At 72.4% G+C, this 18,368-nt stretch carries 18 protein-coding genes and 2 pseudogenes; 9 read left to right on the top strand and 11 right to left on the bottom strand.

Annotated features, from left to right (window positions below; translation table 11 throughout):
* Nucleotides 1-3: 3 nt before the first annotated feature.
* Nucleotides 4-933, bottom strand: a complete 930-nt coding sequence (locus ACIBEF_RS17625) for a DUF3027 domain-containing protein (protein ID WP_393217828.1) — start codon at nt 931-933, stop codon at nt 4-6.
* Here ACIBEF_RS17625 and ACIBEF_RS17620 point away from each other — a divergent pair.
* Together ACIBEF_RS17620 and ACIBEF_RS17615 are read left to right on the top strand one after the other, a co-directional pair.
* Nucleotides 932-2,539 (top strand): MFS transporter, encoded by a 1,608-nt coding sequence (locus ACIBEF_RS17620; protein ID WP_396794326.1) that lies wholly within the window; start codon nt 932-934, stop codon nt 2,537-2,539. The genes ACIBEF_RS17625 and ACIBEF_RS17620 overlap by 2 nt on opposite strands.
* Entirely contained in the window at nt 2,536-3,186 is a 651-nt protein-coding gene (locus tag ACIBEF_RS17615) for a futalosine hydrolase (protein ID WP_396794325.1), read from the top strand. Before ACIBEF_RS17620 ends, ACIBEF_RS17615 begins: the two co-directional genes overlap by 4 nt.
* A gap of 12 nt (nt 3,187-3,198) precedes the next feature.
* On the opposite strand, the gene ACIBEF_RS17610 is transcribed toward ACIBEF_RS17615, so the two are convergent.
* Both ACIBEF_RS17610 and ACIBEF_RS17605 read right to left on the bottom strand, forming a co-directional pair.
* Complete coding sequence (locus ACIBEF_RS17610) at nt 3,199-3,384, bottom strand: hypothetical protein (protein WP_396794396.1); 186 nt, start codon at nt 3,382-3,384, stop codon at nt 3,199-3,201.
* Nucleotides 3,373-3,522: pseudogene (locus ACIBEF_RS17605) on the bottom strand (GNAT family N-acetyltransferase); the annotation flags it as partial. The gene ACIBEF_RS17610 and the pseudogene ACIBEF_RS17605, both read right to left, overlap by 12 nt.
* Here ACIBEF_RS17605 and ACIBEF_RS17600 point away from each other — a divergent pair.
* Nucleotides 3,448-3,630, top strand: coding sequence for a hypothetical protein (locus ACIBEF_RS17600; RefSeq protein WP_396794400.1), 183 nt, complete (start codon nt 3,448-3,450; stop codon nt 3,628-3,630). The pseudogene ACIBEF_RS17605 and the gene ACIBEF_RS17600 overlap by 75 nt on opposite strands.
* On the opposite strand, the pseudogene ACIBEF_RS17595 reads toward ACIBEF_RS17600, so the two are convergent.
* Nucleotides 3,627-3,980 (bottom strand): annotated as a pseudogene (locus ACIBEF_RS17595) (hypothetical protein); the annotation flags it as partial. The gene ACIBEF_RS17600 and the pseudogene ACIBEF_RS17595 sit on opposite strands and share 4 nt — an antisense overlap.
* Before the next feature lie 190 nt (nt 3,981-4,170).
* On the opposite strand from ACIBEF_RS17595, the gene ACIBEF_RS17590 reads away from it, so the two are divergent.
* On the top strand, nt 4,171-5,019 hold the full coding sequence (locus ACIBEF_RS17590; RefSeq protein WP_396794324.1) for a 1,4-dihydroxy-6-naphthoate synthase: 849 nt from the start codon (nt 4,171-4,173) through the stop codon (nt 5,017-5,019).
* Here the strand turns inward: ACIBEF_RS17590 and ACIBEF_RS17585 are convergent.
* Both ACIBEF_RS17585 and ACIBEF_RS17580 read right to left on the bottom strand, forming a co-directional pair.
* A complete protein-coding gene (locus ACIBEF_RS17585; RefSeq protein ID WP_366605688.1) occupies nt 4,980-5,366 on the bottom strand; it encodes a cold shock domain-containing protein in 387 nt (128 codons plus the stop codon). The genes ACIBEF_RS17590 and ACIBEF_RS17585 overlap by 40 nt on opposite strands.
* Before the next feature lie 27 nt (nt 5,367-5,393).
* Nucleotides 5,394-6,017, bottom strand: a complete 624-nt coding sequence (locus tag ACIBEF_RS17580; RefSeq protein ID WP_396794323.1) for an HAD family hydrolase — start codon at nt 6,015-6,017, stop codon at nt 5,394-5,396.
* A gap of 83 nt (nt 6,018-6,100) precedes the next feature.
* On the opposite strand from ACIBEF_RS17580, the gene ACIBEF_RS17575 reads away from it, so the two are divergent.
* Nucleotides 6,101-8,584 (top strand): helicase-associated domain-containing protein, encoded by a 2,484-nt coding sequence (locus tag ACIBEF_RS17575; RefSeq protein WP_396794322.1) that lies wholly within the window; start codon nt 6,101-6,103, stop codon nt 8,582-8,584.
* Between the two features lie 30 nt (nt 8,585-8,614).
* On the opposite strand, the gene ACIBEF_RS17570 is transcribed toward ACIBEF_RS17575, so the two are convergent.
* Together ACIBEF_RS17570 and ACIBEF_RS17565 are read right to left on the bottom strand one after the other, a co-directional pair.
* Nucleotides 8,615-8,851 carry a hypothetical protein gene (locus ACIBEF_RS17570; protein ID WP_357203765.1) on the bottom strand — a complete coding sequence of 79 codons (237 nt, stop codon included), beginning with the start codon at nt 8,849-8,851 and terminating at the stop codon, nt 8,615-8,617.
* Nucleotides 8,852-8,948: 97 nt separating this feature from the next.
* A complete protein-coding gene (locus tag ACIBEF_RS17565; RefSeq protein ID WP_396794321.1) occupies nt 8,949-9,827 on the bottom strand; it encodes a L,D-transpeptidase family protein in 879 nt (292 codons plus the stop codon).
* 172 nt (nt 9,828-9,999) lie between these two features.
* Between ACIBEF_RS17565 and ACIBEF_RS17560 the strand changes: the two genes are divergently transcribed.
* A complete protein-coding gene (locus ACIBEF_RS17560; RefSeq protein WP_357221070.1) occupies nt 10,000-11,679 on the top strand; it encodes a DNA repair helicase XPB in 1,680 nt (559 codons plus the stop codon).
* A gap of 423 nt (nt 11,680-12,102) precedes the next feature.
* Here the strand turns inward: ACIBEF_RS17560 and ACIBEF_RS17555 are convergent, their stop codons facing one another.
* A complete protein-coding gene (locus ACIBEF_RS17555) occupies nt 12,103-12,675 on the bottom strand; it encodes a TetR/AcrR family transcriptional regulator (RefSeq protein WP_396794320.1) in 573 nt (190 codons plus the stop codon).
* Between the two features lie 90 nt (nt 12,676-12,765).
* Here ACIBEF_RS17555 and ACIBEF_RS17550 point away from each other — a divergent pair, with 90 nt between their 5' ends.
* Nucleotides 12,766-13,137: a DUF4267 domain-containing protein gene (locus ACIBEF_RS17550; protein WP_396794319.1), complete on the top strand. Its 372-nt coding sequence runs from the start codon at nt 12,766-12,768 to the stop codon at nt 13,135-13,137.
* Between the two features lie 12 nt (nt 13,138-13,149).
* Here ACIBEF_RS17550 and ACIBEF_RS17545 read toward each other — a convergent pair whose 3' ends face one another.
* Together ACIBEF_RS17545 and ACIBEF_RS17540 are read right to left on the bottom strand one after the other, a co-directional pair.
* Nucleotides 13,150-13,872, bottom strand: coding sequence for a hypothetical protein (locus ACIBEF_RS17545; RefSeq protein ID WP_396794318.1), 723 nt, complete (start codon nt 13,870-13,872; stop codon nt 13,150-13,152).
* A 133-nt stretch (nt 13,873-14,005) separates the two neighbouring features.
* Nucleotides 14,006-14,758 carry a TIGR03089 family protein gene (locus ACIBEF_RS17540; protein WP_396794317.1) on the bottom strand — a complete coding sequence of 251 codons (753 nt, stop codon included), beginning with the start codon at nt 14,756-14,758 and terminating at the stop codon, nt 14,006-14,008.
* A 145-nt stretch (nt 14,759-14,903) separates the two neighbouring features.
* Between ACIBEF_RS17540 and ACIBEF_RS17535 the strand changes: the two genes are divergently transcribed.
* On the top strand, nt 14,904-15,974 hold the full coding sequence (locus ACIBEF_RS17535) for a hypothetical protein (RefSeq protein ID WP_396794316.1): 1,071 nt from the start codon (nt 14,904-14,906) through the stop codon (nt 15,972-15,974).
* Between the two features lie 54 nt (nt 15,975-16,028).
* Nucleotides 16,029-18,335, top strand: coding sequence for an esterase-like activity of phytase family protein (locus tag ACIBEF_RS17530; protein ID WP_396794315.1), 2,307 nt, complete (start codon nt 16,029-16,031; stop codon nt 18,333-18,335).
* The last annotated feature ends 33 nt before the right edge of the window (nt 18,336-18,368 follow it).

Genomic DNA, 18,368 nt, shown 5'->3' with positions numbered 1-18,368 from the left:
CGATCAGGAGTGCCCGTACGGCTCCGCCGGCTCAGCGGCCTCCACCGAGCCCGGAGCCCGGCTGACCGACATGGCCTCCACCGCGCTGTCGTCGTAAACAGTGGGCAGCTCGTCGACAGCGGTCTCGGCCGCCTCGATCAACGTCTCGGAGTGGGCGCCGCAACCGTGGTCGGCGCTCACCACCCGGCCGTCGTCGGGAGCGTAGAAGTTGCCGCACGCCCCGAATGCCTGCCGCATCGCACCGGCCAGCGGCAGGTAGAAGCCGCAGGTGCCGCAGCGGGCGGCGGCCGGAGCGGCGGACGAGATGGCCGCGGCGGGGCCGTGGTCACCTTCGTACCAGCGCTGCGCCGTGTCGATGCGACCCTCCCGGGAGAGCACGCGGGCGCGGCCGAGGCCCAGCTCCCATGCGGTCTCCTCGACCGCCGGGTCGTCGGAGAGCAGGTAACCGGGGACCAGTCGATCGTCATCGGGCGAGGTCGGGAGCAGGTCACCCGGACCCAGGTCGCCCGGCTTGAGCCGCTCCTGCCAGGGGAGCCAGCCGGGCGCGAGCAGCGCGTCCGGGCCGGGCAGCAACACCGTCTCGCAGATGGTCACCGTCTTGCTGCGCGGCACCCGGGTGACGGTGACCGCCCAGCGCCAGCCGTTGTAGCCGGCGAGGCGACATTCGAAGTAGTGGGTGACCAGCCGGTCACCCTCGGCGACGACCTGTAGGTGGTCGCCGACATCGTCGGAGCCCACCTCGGTGATGCCGGCGCGGGCCACCTCGACGGCGGCGGCGCAGACCTGGTCGAGACGGGCGGCACGGGTGGAGACGGGCCTGGTCACCCGACCATTGTTCCCCATGCGCCTCGCAGGGGTGACAGGGACTCCCGGGGAACCTTTCCCAGCGGTGGTGCGGCGTACCCGGATCAGATGGGCGAGGATGGTGCACATGCCGTCGTACTCCCGCTCCGGGCGATCCGTCCTCGGGCGGACCGTCGGCACCGGCATTCGCGCCATTCGTCTGCTGTTGCGTGGTTCGGTGGGTAGCGGCCGCTGGGTGACCCGCCGGGCCGGTCGGGCCCGCGCCCGGGGTGCCGGCGGCGAGGTCGGCATGGTTCGCCTGTTCGACCTGCACGCGCTCTCCTGCGCCGGTGACACCCTGATCGCCATCGGCCTGGCCGGCACGATCTTCTTCAACGTGCCGCTCGGCGAGGCTCGCAGCAAGGTCGCGCTCTATCTGCTGGTGACCATGGTGCCGTTCGCGATGCTCGCCCCGGTGGTGGGCCCGCTGCTGGATCACTTCCGGCACGGCCGGCGGTACGCCCTGGCGGCGACGATGCTCGGGCGCGCCTTCCTGGCCTGGTTGATCTCCGACTACATCCACGGCTTCGGGCTCTATCCGGCCGCGTTCGGGGTGCTCGCGCTCTCCCGGGCGTACGGCGTGGCCCGATCCGCAGCCGTGCCCCGGTTGCTGCCGGAGGGGCTCGGTCTGTCCCAGGTGGGCGCTCGGGCCAGCGTCTACGGCACCGTCGCGGGTGCGCTGGTGGCACCGATCGGGTTGGCCGCGTTCTGGTTCGGGCCGCAGTGGCCGCTGCGGGTCGCGTCGGTGATCTTCCTGGTCGGCATGGTGATCTCCCTGCGGCTGCCGCCGAAGGCCGACTCGGAGCCACCGGAGCGGGTTCCCCGGCCACTGCGCGCGCTGGGCCGCCGCCGTGGCGACCGGCCGCTGGGCCGGGGCCGACCGTCCGGCCGGCTGGTGATCGCCACCCTGGTCGGCGCGGCGACGCTACGCGCGCTCTACGGCTTCCTGCTGCTCTTCCTCGCCTTCGCGATCAAGAAGGGCGACCTGACCACAGTGGTGTTCGGCCGGGATCTGGGCGCCGAGTGGGCGTTGGGCGTGGTCGGCGGCGCGCTCGCGGTCGGCACCTTCCTGGCCACCGCCATCGGCACCCGGCTGCGTATCCACCGGCCGACCGCCATCCAGTCCAGCAGCATGATCATCGTGGCCGGGGTGGCGGTGCTCGCCGTCATCCAGTTCTCGCTGTTGATGGTCGCCCTGCTCTGCCTTGTCGCCGCGCTGGCCAGCGGGATAGCGAAGCTGGCGGTGGACGCCTCGATCCAGGAGCGCATCCCGGAACGGTTGCGGGCCAGTTCCTTCGCCCACTCCGAGACGGTGCTGATGCTCGCCTTCGTCGCCGGCGGTGGGCTCGGGCTGGTGCCGTTCGACGGCCGGATGGGCATCGCCGTGGCCGCCGGGGTCGGCGTACTGGCGGCGATCCGGGGTGTGCTGGCCGCCGCCCGGCTGCGCGGTGAGAAGCTGGCCGGGAGGCCGCTCGGTGACGACGAGCTGACCGAGGACGAGCCGGCCGACGAGCCCGGAGACCCCACACCGACCTCACCGGCACCGGCCCGGACGACCGCCTCATCGCAGTACGACGACGACCCGAGCCTCGCCCCGCCGGGTTACCACATCTACCGCCCGTCGTCGGCCGTTGGCGGCCCGGGTGGCGGGGCCGACGACGAAACCCGCCGCGAGTCCCCCGGCTCACTCTCGTGACCGGTCTGCTGGTGGTGACGGCGGTTCCAGCCGAGGCGGACGCGGTCCGCGCCGGGCTGACCGACCCCACTGTGACCGTCACCCCGATCGGTGTAGGCCCGGCCCTCGCCGGTGCCGCCACCGCCCGGCTGCTGGCGCTGGCAGAGGCCGCTGGTCGTCCGTACCGTGCGGTGGTCAGCGCCGGCGTGGCCGGCGGCTTCACCGGGCGGGCCGAGGTCGGCGACACGGTGCTCGGCACCGCCAGCATCGCCGCCGACCTGGGTGCCGAGTCGCCCGACGGCTTCATCGCGGTCGACGAGCTGGGCATGCCGCCCGCGCTGCTCGGTGCGGGCAGCAGGGTCCCGGCGGACCCGGGGCTGCTGGCGGCACTGCGAGCCGCCCTCCCGACGGCCACGGCCGGCCCGGTGCTCACGGTCAGCACCGTCACCGGCACCACGGCCAGCACCGACGAGCTGCGCCGCAGGCATCCGGAAGCGGTCGCCGAAGCCATGGAGGGGTACGGCGTGGCGGTCGCCGCGGCGCAGGCCGGGGTGCCCTTCGCCGAGCTGCGGACGATCTCCAACCCGATCGGCCCCCGCGACCGGGACGCCTGGCGGCTGCGCGAAGCCCTGGCCGCCCTGACCGCAGCAGCCCCGGCACTGCGCTGACCCGGCCGACGCTCAGGAGAAGCGGCGCCTGCCAGGATGATCCAGGCGCAGTGCGGCAGTGCGGCGTGCCTCGATCTTGAAGCCGCACGCCAGCAGCAGGTCGGTGCCGGACCCCTCGGCGACAGCGACCGCGTCGTCGATGCCCGCCTCGCGCATCCCGGTCACCAGCGCGGTGACCAGCCGTCGCCCGAGCCCCAACCGCCGGTGCCGGGCGTCGACAAGCACGCCGTCGAGCACCATCTCCCGCTCCGGCATGTCCGGATGCCACTCCCCGAACTCCAGGAACGGGCTGCGCTCATGGGCCCGCAGCTCACCAACCAGCGTGCCGTCGGGCAACTCGGCGACTGCGGAACCGGCGTGGGTGCGGTGACGCCGACGGCGGGTGGAACGCTGACGGCCAGCGTCGGCTGCGGCACCCCGGATCTCTCGGCCAACTGCCGCTGACTCAGATCGGCCCGCCGACGCAGGGCGCGGAGCGCCGCACCGAAATCGACCCCGCTGCTTTCATCCGTATCGACCCCGCTGCTCTCATCCGTAAGGTCACTCGCCTCGGTCACAGACCGATGCTCGCCGCTGGTCAGCGCACTATCAACACCCCGGTCAGAGCTGTGGATAAAGCTGTGGACAACCGCTCGGGTCGGTGGATGACCTACTCCGCACACCCGCTTTGGAGCTGAATCGTCTGCGACATCAGCACGGTCTGCGCCAACCAACAGGCGTTCGGAAGGCCTGGCCCCCGCATCGCGGCTCCGCACCGCTGCGGCCCTGAGCCCAGCGCGATTCGTTTGCGACATCAGCTCCAAAGGGAGTCCGAGACAGGTGCCCGACCCCCGCGCCCACAACGGACCGGCACCCACGCTGCTGCCGGCGACCGGCCACTGTCCGGTCCGGGCCCACCAGCCCGTCGTCGCGGATCTCCGACGCGGATCACACCGGGCGGGGTGGGCGCGGGCCGCAACGCGGGGGCGGGACTACCGTGAGGGTGTGGCGCTCTCCCTGGCGATCTCGCCCTGCCCCAACGACACGTTCGTCTTCCACGCGCTGGTACACGGGCGGGTGCCCGGCGCACCGCCGGTCGAGGTGACGTACGCCGACGTGGACGTCACCAACACGGCGGCCGAGCGGGGCGCGTTCGACCTGGTGAAGGTGAGCTTCGCGGCGCTGCCCTGGCTGCTCGACGACTACCACCTGCTGCCCTGCGGCGGGGCTCTCGGTCGCGGTTGCGGTCCGCTGGTGCTCACCCGGGGCGACCGCGACGGCGGCCCGGACCGCACCGACCTGACCGGTGCCACTGTGGCGGTGCCGGGTGATCGGACCACCGCGTACCTGCTGTTCCGGCTCTGGTCGGCCGGGCGGCCACCGGCCCGGATCGAGGTGGTGCCGTTCCACGAGATCATGCCGGGCGTGGCGGCTGGGCGCTACGACGCTGGGCTGGTCATCCACGAGGCCCGGTTCACCTACCACCGGCACGGCCTGAGCGCCCTCGTCGACCTCGGCGAGTGGTGGGAGGCCGACACCGGCCTACCCATCCCCCTCGGCGCGATCCTGGCCCGACGCGGGGCGGTCGACCCGCAGGCCGCGGCCGACTGGGTCCGCGAGTCGGTCCGGCAGGCCTGGGCGGACCCGGCGGCCAGCCGGGAGTACGTGCTGGCGCACGCCCAGGAGATGGAACTCGACGTGGTCGACCGGCACATCGGCCTCTACGTCAACGAGTTCACAGCGGACCTGGGCGAGGCCGGTTTCGCCGCGGTGGCGGCACTGCTCGACCGGGCCGCCACCGCCGGCCTGGTGCCTCAGACCTCCAGCTCGCGGGCCACCGCGTGGACCAGCTGAGCGATCTTCTGCGCGGCCTTCCTGTCCGGGTACCGACCCCGGCGCAGGTCCGGCTGGACCTTCGCCTCCAGCACCTTGATCATGTCTTCGACCAGGCCGTGCAGTTCCTCAGCCGGCCGACGGCGCAGCTCCGACATCGACGGCGGCGCGTCCAGCAGCTTGACCCCCATGGCCTGCGAGCCCCGGCGGCTGTCCACCACGCTGAAGTCGACCCGCTGGCCACCCTTGAGGTCGGTGACACCCGCCGGCAGCGCCCCCTTGGGCAGGAACACGTCGCCGCCCTCGTCACTCGTGACGAAGCCGTATCCCTTGGCCGTGTCGTACCACTTCACTCGACCCGTAGGCACCTGAAAACCCCTGCTTCACTTGAGCCGCTACTGCTCCAAGGCTAGCTGGATCATCCCGTCGAGCGCCGCTGGGAATTCGGTGAGCTCGTCCAGCACCACTTCCGCCCCGGCCGCGCGCAGCTCATCGGAGGAACACGGGCCGGTCGCCACACCGATGCCCGGCACCCCGGCCGCTGCCGCCGCCACCATGTCCGCGACATGGTCACCGACGTAGTGGGTAGCGCCGTGCTCCCGCAGAGCGGTCGCCTTCTGCTCGGCGAACAGGTCGCCGGCCAACTCGTCGACAGTGAGACCGAGGTGGTCAAGGTGCAACCGGGCCAACCGGCCGATCTTGGACGTGACGACCAGCACCCGGCCACCGCGCGCACGGATCGCCTCGACGGCCTCCCGCGCGCCGGGCAGCAGGAGCGTCGGGGTGATCGCGTACGCCGGGTACAGCTCGCGGTACACCCGCACGGCCGACTCGACCTGATCCGGCGGGAACCAGTGCGCGATCTCGGTACGCAGCGGCGGCCCGAGCCGGGACACCGCCAGCTCGGCGTCGACCGGCACACCGGTCCTCGCGGTCAGCGCCCGGTACGCCGCGGCGATGCCGGGGCGGGAGTCCACCAGGGTCATGTCGAGGTCGAATCCGACGGTCAGTGCGGGCATGTCGAGAAACGTACCGGCTACTCCCAGCCGACCGGACGTCCGAGGGGCGCGGAAGCCCGGTGCCGGGCTAGCGTGGAAAGACGATGACCACCTCACTCGCCGACCACCTGCGGTCGCTGCCCGACGAGTCACTGGCCGCGCTGCTCCAACTGCGGCCCGACCTCGTCGTGCCCGTGCCGGCCGACGTCTCCGCCCTGGCCATCCGGGCCCAGTCCCGGGTCTCCGTGGCCCGCGCGCTGGACGGCCTGGACCAGTTCACCCTCCAGATCCTCGACGCCGCCCGCCTCACCCGGAACGCGGACGACGCCACCACGGCCACCGACACCGTGCTCGCGATGGCGACCGCCGGGCCGCACCCGCCGGCTCCGACGGCCGTCCGGGCCGCCGTGGGCCGACTGCGTGCGCTCTTCCTGCTGTACGGCCCGGAGCACGCGCTCCAGGTGTTGCCGGCCGTCGACGAAGTCTCCCCGTACCCCGCTGGGCTGGGCCGACCGGCCGCGGAGCTGGACCCGCGCGCGGCCGCCCTCTGCGCGGACCCGGCGAAGCTGCGACGGACGGTGCTCGCCGCCCCGCCCTCGGCCCGGGCGATCCTGGACCGGTTGGCGGCCGGCCCACCGGTGGGCAGCGTGCCGCCGGGGGCGTTGCAGGCACCGCCGCTCGGCGCGGCGGACCCGGTCCTCACCGACCCGACGAACGGTGGCGCGCCGACCGGCTCCCCGGTGCGGTGGCTGGTCGACAACCGACTGCTGGTCCCGGCGACGACCGGCTCGTCCACCGCCGGCGGAACGGTGGAGCTGCCCCGCGAGGTCGGCCTGCTGCTGCGCCGCGACAGCGGCCCCCTCGGGCCGCTGCGTACCAGCCCACCGCCGGTGGCCGCCGCGCCGCGCGAGCCGAAAGCGGTCGACTCGGCCGGAGCCGGGCAGACCATGGAGGTGGTCCGGCACACCGAAGGGCTGCTGGAGCAGCTCGCCGACGAGCCCGCGCCGGTGCTGCGTTCAGGTGGCATCGGTGTACGGGACCTGCGCCGGTTGGCGCGTACCGCCGGGCTGGACGAACCGACCGCCGCGCTGCTGCTGGAGGTGGCGTACGCGGCGGGGCTCCTCGGTGAGCTGGAGATGCCCGGCGCGACCACCGGCCGGTACGGGGCGGATCAGCAGGTGCTGCCGACCGGCGGGTACGAGGTGTGGCGGGCCGCCTCGCTGGCCCAACGGTGGGAGCAGCTCGCCCGAGCGTGGCTGACCATGACCCGGCAGGTGGGGCTGGTGGGCCGCCGTGACGACCGGGACCGGCCGATCACCGCGCTCTCCGCCGAGGCCGAGCGGGCCAGCGTGCCGGCCACCCGACGGGCGGTGCTGGGCGTACTCGCCGATCTGGAGCCGGCGACGGCGCCCACCCCGGAGGAGGTGCAGGAGCTGCTGGACTGGCGGTCTCCCCGTCGCAGCCGGGGCCGGGACGCCGCACACCGGGAGGTGCTGGCCGAGGCCGCACAGCTGGGCGTGACGGGGCTGGGGGCGCTCACTTCGTACGGTCGGCTGCTGCTGGGGGACCTGACGTCGACCGACGAGCGGGGTGACGACCCGCTGGGCGTGCACGCCGACGTCGAGAGCGGCGACCCGTCCAGTACCGCGCGGGCGCTGGACGCCCTGCTGCCCGCACCGGTCGACCACTTCCTGGTGCAGGCCGACCTGACAGTGGTGGTGCCCGGCCCACCCGAGCCGGCACTCGCCGTCGAGTTGGAAGCGATGACCGAGCTGGAGTCGGCCGGCGGGGCCAGCGTGCACCGGGTCACCACGGCGAGCGTGCGGCGGGCCCTGGATTCCGGCTACACCGCCGACGACCTGCACGACGTGTTCCGGCGTCGGTCACGTACCCCGGTGCCGCAGGGGCTCACCTACCTGATCGACGACGTGGCCCGCAAGCACGGCGGGTTGCGGGTCGGCCTGGCCGGGGCGTACCTGCGCAGCGACGACGAGACGCTGATCAGCGAGGTGTTGGCCGACCGGCGGCTGGAGTCGTTGGCGCTGCGCCGGCTCGCGCCGACCGTGCTGTGTACGCAGTACCAGGTTGGTCGGCTGCTGGGTGCGCTGCGCGACGCGGGGTACGCCCCGGTGCAGGAGGACGGCACCGGCAGCACTGTGCTGGCCCGGCCGCGAATCCGGCGGGCCCCGCCCCGGGTGTCGGTGACCACCCGGACGATCGATCCGCTGGCCGCCCCGAAGCTCCCCATGCCCCGGCTGCTCGGCGTGGTGGAGCACATCCGTCGCGGCGACGCGGCGGCGCGGGCCGCCCGACGGGCGCCTGCCGTGGTGCGCGGCGGTGCGCCCGGGCTGGGCGGCGGCCCGGTGCCGGCGCACACCCACAGCGAGGCACTGGCGGTGCTTCAGCAGGCGGTCCGGGACAAGGCGCTGGTCTGGGTGGGCTACGTCGACGCGCACGGGGCGACGGCGTCACGCCTGCTCAAGCCGGTCTCGATCGGTGCCGGCTACCTGCGGGCCGAGGACGAACGGACCGAGATGCTGCACACGTTCGCGCTGCACCGGATCACCGCGGCGGTGGTGGCGGACTGACCGACGGCGCCACCGCGCGGACGCCGCCGGTCAGCGGCGACTGCGGCGTACGGTGCCGACCACCGAGATGATCAACAGCAGCGCGAAGCCGGCACCGGCGGACTCGCCGATGGAGTCGACGAAGCCCTGCTGGAGCACCAGCCAGCCGAAGAGGAACCACCCGAGCAGGAGTGTCGCCGCGACGGCGTACGCGATCACCGTCGCTCGGGACACCTCGTCGGGTGGTGCGTGTTCGTGCTCCGCGATCACGTCACGGTCGACCGTCATGCCCAGCCTCCCCGCCCGGTCCGGCCCTGGACTCCAAGGGTGACACTCGTTGGTCCGGTCGGACAGGGGGTTATCGCCGCGATTCGCTCCGTGTCACTCAGCTGCCGGGCCGCCGGCCGATCAGCACCACCCGGGTGCCGACCTTGCCGAGTTCCCACATCCGGACGGCGTCGGCGTGCAGCAGGTTGACGCAGCCGTGCGAGCCGATCGACTTGTCGTGCAGGTAGGTGGTGGTTTCGTGGAAACCCATTCCCTGGGTGAAGTGCTGCCAGTACGGCAGCCACACCTCGTACGGGTTGGACCACTCCTTGGGGTTGCGGTAGTTGACGGCGTACGTGCCGGCCGGGGTGCGGTAGCCGGACATGCCGGTGCGGGTCACCGTCGGCGCCATGATCACCTTGCCGCCGCGGAGCGCCCACACGGTCTGCCGGGTGAGGTCCACGCAGAACGTGGTGCCGGTGCCGGCCTTGCAGCGGGTCGTGTCGGTGGTGGCGAGGCGCTGGGCCACGTCGAGGGTGGTTGGTCCGGCGCGACCCTCGACGGGGCGAATGCCGTACCTCTTCTGGAACTTCTTGATCGCCGCGCAGTCGGCGGCGGACTGCCGGCCGTCCACTGTCACCGCCCCGAAACCGCCCAGCCGGGCCAGGTGGGTCTCCACCGCCCGCTGGTGCTGCCCCTGCGGGCAGCCGGCGACTGTCGGCGTACCGGTGCCGGGGGTCGTGGTGGGTGCCGGGCGGGTCGGCTTCGGCGTGGGTTTCCGGGAGGGTTTCGTGGTGGGCGCGGCCGGGGTGGGCCGGCCGTGCTGGTCGGGCCCGGACGTGTCGCCCGCCCCCGTTGCCTGTTCCGCCGCGCCGGCTGGAGCGGCTCCCCCGCCACCACTCCCGCCGGACTGCGGATCGAACGCGCACGCTCCCGCGCCGACCAGCACGACCACCACGAGGGCAACCAGCCGGGAGGCGATCCGGACATGCTCCATGGGCCCTCCCCAGACAGTTGTCCCTTTACTAGACGTTCGTGAGTGCCATCACGGTTGCGCCCGGTGAGCATCTTTCTTTCGCCGTCCCGCATCGTGCAACACTGGATGGTCGGCCAGCAGCGGGTATGCGACCCGTTCCAGCCGGTCGGCCAACCGAGGAGAGGACGCTGGCGTGAGCGGTGGACCACTGATCGTGCAGTCGGACAAGACCCTGCTGCTGGAGATCGACCACCCCGACGCGCAGGCCTGCCGGATGGCGATAGCGCCGTTCGCGGAGCTGGAACGCTCGCCGGAGCACGTGCACACCTACCGACTGACCCCGCTGGGTCTGTGGAACGCCCGCGCGGCGGGGCACGACGCCGAGGGAGTGGTGGATTCGCTGCTCAAGTACTCCCGCTACCCGGTGCCGCACGCGCTGCTGGTGGACGTGGCCGAGACGATGGACCGGTACGGCCGCCTCCAGCTCGCCAACGACCCGGCGTACGGGCTGGTGCTGCGCGCACTGGACCGGCTGGTGCTGATCGAGGTGGCCAAGAGCAAGAAGCTCGCCGGGATGCTCGGCGACAAGATCGACGACGACACCATCCGGGTGCACCCGTCCGAGCGTGGCCGGCTCAAGCAGGCGCTGCTCAAGCTGGGCTGGCCGGCGGAGGACCTGGCCGGTTACGTCGACGGTGAGGCGCACCCGATCGAGCTGGCCGAGGCTGGCAAGGACGGGCGCAAGCCGTGGACGCTGCGCTCGTACCAGCGGGAGGCCGTGGAGGCGTTCTGGGCCGGCGGGTCGGGGGTGGTGGTGCTGCCCTGCGGTGCCGGCAAGACCCTGGTCGGCGCGGCGGCGATGGCCGAGGCGAAGGCGACCACCCTGATCCTGGTCACCAACACGGTTGCCGGTCGGCAGTGGAAGCGGGAGCTGATCGCCCGCACGTCGCTGACCGAGGAGGAGATCGGCGAATACTCGGGCGAGCGCAAGGAGATCCGCCCGGTCACCATCGCCACGTACCAGGTGCTCACCTCGCGGCGCGGCGGCGCGTTCACCCACCTGGACCTCTTCGGGGCCCGCGACTGGGGCCTGGTCGTCTACGACGAGGTGCACCTGCTGCCCGCGCCGATCTTCCGGTTCACGGCGGACCTCCAGGCCCGCCGCCGGCTGGGCCTCACCGCGACCCTGGTACGCGAGGACGGCCGCGAGGGCGACGTGTTCAGCCTGATCGGGCCGAAGCGGTACGACGCGCCGTGGAAGGACATCGAGTCGCAGGGCTGGATCGCCCCGGCCGAGTGCACCGAGGTCCGGGTGACCCTCACCGACGCGGAGCGGATGTCGTACGCGACGGCGGAGGCCGAGGAGCGTTACCGGATGGCGGCGACCGCCCGTACCAAGCTGCCGGTGGTCAAGGCGTTGGTCGACCGGCACCCGGACGACCAGGTGCTGGTGATCGGCGCGTACATCGACCAGCTGCACCAGCTCGGCGAGTACCTCGACGCGCCGATCATCCAGGGCTCGACCACCAACAAGGAGCGGGAGCGGCTGTTCGACGCGTTCCGGTCCGGCGCGTTGCGAACCTTGGTCATCTCGAAGGTCGGCAACTTCTCGATCGACCTGCCCGAGGCGGCGGTGGCGATCCAGGTGTCCGGGACGTTCGGCTCGCGCCAGGAGGAGGCGCAGCGGCTCGGTCGGGTGCTGCGGCCGAAGGCCGACGGCCGGCAGGCGCACTTCTACACGGTGGTCTCCCGGGACACGATCGACACCGAGTACGCGGCACACCGGCAGCGCTTCCTCGCCGAGCAGGGGTACGCGTACACGATCGTCGACGCCGACGACGTCCTCGGCCCGAAGCTGCCCACTGTCGACTGACCTCCGCAGCACGGTGGGCGCGGGGCAGCACTGTGGGCGCGGAGCACGGCGCGGGAACGGGATGTCTCTCCCGCTCGCTATGGAGCTGATGTCGTAAACGAATCAGTCGCCCGCGTGGGGCCGACAGCAGCACGCGGTAACTGTCGTCCGCGCCACCCTGACCCGTGCCGCTGGTCCGTCACTCCAGATCTTGGACACTTTCCGTCACGTCTGAACGGAAACTGTCCAAGATCTCGACGACCTCGCGCTCCGGCGCGCTCCAGACGAAGGGCAGCCACCGTGCGCAACCAGACCCGTCGACTGGCGAGCCGACGCGACGAGCCACCTCCGACGAGAGCGGCCACTGCCTGGCGGCGCGCGGTGCGCTCTGCCCACCGACCACCTCGCGCGCGCGACCACCGCGTCAGCCCTGACCGGCATCGGTCAGCGGGAGAAGCGGTCCACCAGGACCGCGAGCCGGCGGTCGTGGTCGGCGCGGCGGAGCCGGCCGCTGCGCATCAGCGTGACCAGCCCGTGCAGGCCGCTCCAGAAGGTCTCGGTGACCGCCTCCAGGTCGTCGTTGCCGACGAATGGGCGCACCGTCTCGGCCAACTCGGCGAAGCCCCGGGCCAGGTCGGTCGGGACGTCCTGGCTGGCGAAGGGCAGGTCCACGGCGAGGGTGAACATCGCGTCGTAGATCGCGGGCCGCCGCTCGGCGAAGGCGGCGTACGCCGCTGCGACGTCGGCGACCGCCTGACGGGGGTCGGTGGCCGACGCTCGGGCTGAGACGAGCGTGGCGGCCAGTTCGGCGAAGCCCTCGACGGCTACCGCCGCCATGATGGCGTCCTTGCCCTTGAAGTGGCTGTAGAGGACGGGCTGGCTGTACTCGATCTCGGCCGCCAGCCGCCGGGTGGTCACCGCGTCCCAGCCTTCCGTCAGGGCCAGGTCGCGGGCTGCGGTGATGATCGCCTGCTCCCGTTCGGCCCGTTCGCGCTCCCGGCGTCCCTGCGTCGACATGACCGCAACTCTAGCACTGCTAGCAGTTCTGCCGATGCTCTGCTAGCGTTGATCCATCATCTAGCAGCGCTAGGAATTGGAGCCGGACTCATGCTGTCCTACATCGCCTACGGGCTCGCCGTCGTACTCAGTCTCTTCGTCGCCTTCATCGGTGCGCGGTTCCTGCTGGTACCGCAGGCCGCCGCCGCCGGGTACGGCGTGCCGGCCCGCCCGGACGGCGACCCCGCCTACCTGACGGTCAAGGGGCTGAAGGACCTCACGTTCGGGCTGCTCGGCCTCGCCCTGATCGCCTTCACGACCGCCGACGCGGTCGCGTGGTTCATGCTGGTCGTCGCGCTCGTCCCGCTGGGCGACACCGTCATCGTGCTACGGAACGGCGGAACGAAGGTTGTGGCATTCGGCATCCACTTCGCCACCGCCCTCGTCGTCCTCCTGAACGCCGCCCTGCTGTTCGCCCTCTGACCGCGTGGCGCGCTACGACGTGGGGGGTGGGCAGCGGTCGGGGAGGGTGACCTCACCGGGACGGTGGTCGAAGGTGTCCATCGTGAACCATTCGTCCAGCTCCGGGTCGAAGAGGTTCTGCAGGCCGAACTGCAACACCTGCCACCACCTGCTCGGGTCGTGCTGGTCGACGTAGATGTCACCGAGCGCGATCGGGAACCGGAAGAACTCCCCGGGCACCACGGAGCCGCCGACCACCCCGACCCGCCAGTGGTCGACATGTCGGTCCTTCTCACCCTGGAGGATCTCCGGCCCCACGTAACGGGCGGTCTTCAGCTTGTCGTTGAAGATCTGCCGGTTGAAGAAACCCGGGACCTTGCTGCACGCGCGGGGCGGGAACAACGGGATGTTGGGCCACTTGTAGGTGAGCGTGTAGAGCGTGTTCTCGTAGATCAGGTTCGTGAACCAGATCGGGTGGTCCGGGCCGCCGGCGATCATCTGGCTGTTGCCGTCCCGGCCCTGCCAGGAGAACGGCACGTCGATGCCGAGGTCCCGCACGACGTACCGGCCGGTGCCCTGGAAGTCGGCGGGCAGCAGCGGCGGGCGCGGCTCGCGCGGGTCGGGGTCCGTGGGCCCGTCGGCCTGGGCCGCGCGGGGCATCGGCGCCGCCGCCGGGCCGGGCGCGACCACCCCGAGAGCGAAGAGTCCACCGGCGACCGCCGCGACCACAACCCGAGGTGTACGCCTCGAACCCATCGACCCTCCGCCGGTGTGCACAGTGGCCGCGCCCGGACCATCGCGCGTGCCTTCGGCGAAGCGTATGAGCAGGAAAAATGTGAGAGCTGACGGAAGGCGGCGGCTCCACCGGTCGGGTGACTCGAGACCCGCCTCAGAGGACGCGGGTGATGTGTTCCGCAGTGACGACCGCGTCCCGCCGCGCCGGGTCGAGGTTGGCGCTGATCACCACTGACGCGCCGGCCGAGAGCGGCGCCAGCAACCACTTCAGCGGCTGCTCGGTTTCGGCGGCGTCGACCAGCAGGCGGTCGCCGGCGCGCAGGTCCAGCATCGTGGCGAACTCCTGCGCGAGCGCACCCCACTGACCGTAGGTGGTGCCGTCGGCGGTGGCCGGGTCCGACGGGTGGATGGCTGTGTGGTCGGGAGCGCCGTCGCCGTGCCGGAGCACCTCGGCGGACCAGTCCAACCAGCCCAACGGCACGTCGTCCAGCCGCCCCGGACCGGTGCCGACGAGGTAGCGGTGCGGCGCGTCCGGCACGTCCTCCAGCCAGTCGTCCTGCCGCTCCGGCGTCACGAAGACCGCATCGAACGGCCGGTCGCCGCCCGGTTCGAGGACCGCCAGGCCCGCGGTGGCGCGCGGTCGGAACGACACCGCCAGGCCCGAGGCCCAAGCCCCCAACAACACAGCGGCGGTACGCCAGTGCGGCGGCAGCAGGACCGCTACGCGGCTGCCGGGGCCAAGGCCGCACCCGTCCCGCAGCAGGCCGGCACTCCGGGCCGCCCACTGGCCGACCTGCTGTGCGGTCAGGTCGACGCGCTCGCCGGTCGCCTCGTCGCGGTAGCTGAGCAGCGGACGCTCGGCCTCGACGGGCCGGGCCGCCAGGTCGGCCGTGTCGGTTGGCTGCATCTCCACGCTCCCCGGGTCGACGTCGGCATCACAGTACTCAACGACTTTGGTAGCGCCGGTCGTCGGCCGATGGCCGTATCGGGTGGCCGGGTGGCCCGCGCACCGTGCAGGTGACCCCCGAAGAGACCGCCGCCGAGGAGCGCCCATGCCGACCGGTTCCGACCCCGTCACCGGCGACCGCCCCGCCGCCGACCGTCTCGTGTCCGCCGACCGTCTGCCTCTTCGCCGGCGGCTCCTGCCGGTGATCGCGTTGCTGCTGCTCGCGCCGTGGGCGGCCGAGTGCTCGTGGGGTGGCTTCGCCATCGACGACTTCCTCCCGGTGCTGATCTTCCTGGGCCCGATGTACGGCGGTGCGGCGATCCTCATCCGGGAGACCGCCCGGCACCTCGGCGCGGGCTGGCCGACGATCGTGCTGCTCGCCGCCGCGTTCGGCGTACTCCAGGCCGGGCTGGTCGACCAGTCGTTGTTCAACCCCGACTTCCTGGACGACACGCAGTACGCCGACACCCGCGCCGCCGCCGAGGCATCGCTGGTGCCGGGGCTCGAATTCAGCCTCCGGCAGGCGTTCGACTACGTCGGCAACCACATCGTGCTGACGATCTGCGCGCCGATCGTGCTGATCGAGTCGTTCCTCGGTGCGGACCGCCGGCTGCGGCCGTGGCTGGGCCGCCCCGGCCTCCTCGTCGTCGGTCTGATCTACCTGCTCGGCAGTCTGTTCATCTTCTCGGACATCAACGGGGACAAAGGCTTCCTGGCCAGCCCGCTCCAACTGTCCTTCGCCGCCGTGGTGGTCGTCGTCCTGGCCGCGGTCGCCCTGCTGCCCCGCTGGCGTCACCCCCGCCCGCGTCGGGCCCGTCGGGTGCCGCACCCGCTCTGGGTCGGTCTGCTGGTCGTCCTCGTCCGGTTCGGCGGCGACCTGACGCCCGGCTGGGCGGGAGTGACTGTGGCACTGACGCTGGCAGCCACCGCCGGGGCCCTGATCGCCCACTGGTCGTCGGGCAGCGGTTGGGGGCAACGGCACGTGCTCGCGGCCGGGTCGGCGGGCCTGGTCATGGCCGCCGCGTTCGCGTACCTGGTGCCGCCCTACTCCCCGGCGAGCCCGGCGGCGGCCCTGGCCGGCGACGTCGCGGTCACCATCCTCACGCTCGCCCTGATCGGCGGCGCCTGGTGGCGGCTGCGCCGCGCTTCGCCGACTGTTCACGTCCGCGCAAGCTGACGCTCCCCAACGGCTGTCAGCCTCCGTGCGGGTACGAACTGACGGAGGAAGTCCTTGACACTCAGAAGAGCATTCACCGCGCTCACCGCAGCCGGTGTCGCCGCCGCCAGCCTGACCGGGGCCACCCCCGCGTCGGCCGGCGCGCACCACCACCCAGGCCCGTCGCTCGCCTTCGACCGGGTCGCCACGTACCCGGTGTTCCAGAACCGTCCGGCCGGTGAGGACCCGGCGACGGCGACGGTCGCCGAGATCTCGGCGGTCAGCGAGGACGGCCGCACCCTGATCCACACCGACGCGCTGGCCAAGCGGATCGGTTTCCTGGACATCTCCCGTGCCGACCGGCCGCGCGGCCTCGGCACGCTCTCCCTGGCCCAGCTCGGCGACGCCGAGGACGAGCCGACCTCCGTCGCCGTGGTCGGCAGGTACGTGCTGGTGGTGGTGAACACCAGCGCCAGCTTCACCGAACCGTCCGGTCGACTCGACGTGATCGAGCTGGCCAGTCGCGAGCGGGTGGCCAGCTTCGATCTCGGCGGTCAGCCCGACTCGATCGCGATCAGCGCTGACCAGCGGTACGCCGCGATCGCCATCGAGAACGAGCGCGACGAGGAGGCCACCCCGCCCGGTGGCGAGGAGGGCGACCTTCCCCAGGCACCCGCCGGGTTCGTGCAGATCGTCGACCTGACCGGGAAGTCTCCGGCCGGTTGGCGGCTGCGCCCGGTCGCGCTGACCGGGGCCGACGGCACCGCGCTGCCCGCCCTGGCGCAGGCCGGTCTCGCCGCGCCGTCCGACCCCGAGCCCGAGTACGTCTCGATCAACAGCCGCAACCAGTTGGCCGTGACGCTTCAGGAGAACAACGGCGTCGCCCTGATCGACCTGCCCACCGGCCGGCTCACGAGGGTGTTCAGCGCCGGCACCGCCACCATCAGCGGCATCGACACCAAGAAGGACGGTGTCATCGACCTGACCGGCAGCATCACCGACGTGCCCCGCGAGCCGGACGCGGTGGCCTGGGTCGACGACCGCTACCTCGCCACTGCCAACGAGGGCGACTGGCACGGCGGCACCCGTGGCTGGTCGGTCTTCGACAGCCGCAGCGGACGCGTCGCCTGGGACGCCGGCAACACCTTCGAGCGGCTCGCCGTCAGGTACGGGCTGCACAACGAGGACCGGGCCGGCAAGAAGGGCACCGAGCCGGAGGGCGTGGCCGTCGCCGAGTACGACGGTGTGCGGTACGCGTTCGTCGGCTCGGAGCGGAGCAACTTCGTCGCCGTCTACGACCTGGGCGACCCCACCCGGCCGGTGTTCCGGCAGATCCTGCCGACCACCAACGGGCCGGAAGGGCTGCTGCCCATCCCGTCGCGCGGGCTGCTCGCGGTCTCCAGTGAGGAGGACGACGCCTCGGTCAACGTCCGGGCCTCGGTGTCGCTCTTCCAGCTCGGCAAGGGCAGCCCGGCGTTCCCGAGCATCGTCTCCGCCTCGGACACGTCGGGTGCCCCGATCGGTTGGGGCGCGCTCGGCGCGCTGAGCGCCGCCCCGGGCAAGCGGGACCAGCTCTACAGCGTCACCGACGCGGCGTACAGCCAGACCCGCATCCTCACCATCGACGCGAAGCAGACGCCGGCCGTGATCACCGGCGCACTGCCGGTGCGGGACGCGGCCGGCGCTCCGGTCGGGTACGACGCGGAGGGCATCTTCGCCCGCCCGCAGGGCGGCTTCTGGCTCGCCATGGAGGGCGCCAAGGGCGCGGAGAACAAGCTGGTCCGGCTCGACGCCGCCGGGGTGACCCGGCAGACCGTTCCGCTGCCCGCAGAGGTCGCCGCCGGCCTCGGCAAGCAGGGCCTGGAGGGGGTGACCGCCACCACCGACCGGCAGGGCCGGGAGATCGTGTGGGTGGCCGTACAGCGGGAGTTGAGCACCGACCCGGCCGGCATCGTCCGACTCGGCCGGTACGACGTCACGGCGGGCACCTGGAGTTGGTTCGGCTACCGGCTGGGGGCCACCACGGTGCCCGGTGACTGGATGGGCCTCTCCGAGATCACCGTGGTCGGCGACCGACTCGCGGTCATCGAACGGGACAAGCTCAACGGCCCGGCCGCCACGGTCAAGCGGATCTACACGGTGCCGCTGCCCGGTGCGGCGGCGACCGGGCCGCTGACCGTACTGCCGAAGACGCTCGCCGTGGACGTGCTGCCCGCGCTGCGCGCCACCAACGGGTGGACGCAGGAAAAGCTGGAGGGTCTGACAGTGGCCGGCAACGGTGAGGTGTACGCGATCACCGACAACGACGGGGTGCAGGACGCCACCGGCGAGACGGTGCTCCTGCGGCTCGGCTCCAGCCGCACGGTCTTCGGCCGCCACTGATCTGTGCAGCCGCCCCGGCCCGGCGTCCGCAAG

It is taken from the genome of Micromonospora sp. NPDC050795 (assembly GCF_044456785.1).
Lineage (GTDB): Bacteria > Actinomycetota > Actinomycetes > Mycobacteriales > Micromonosporaceae > Micromonospora.
This window is presented reverse-complemented; position numbering and strand designations above follow the sequence as displayed.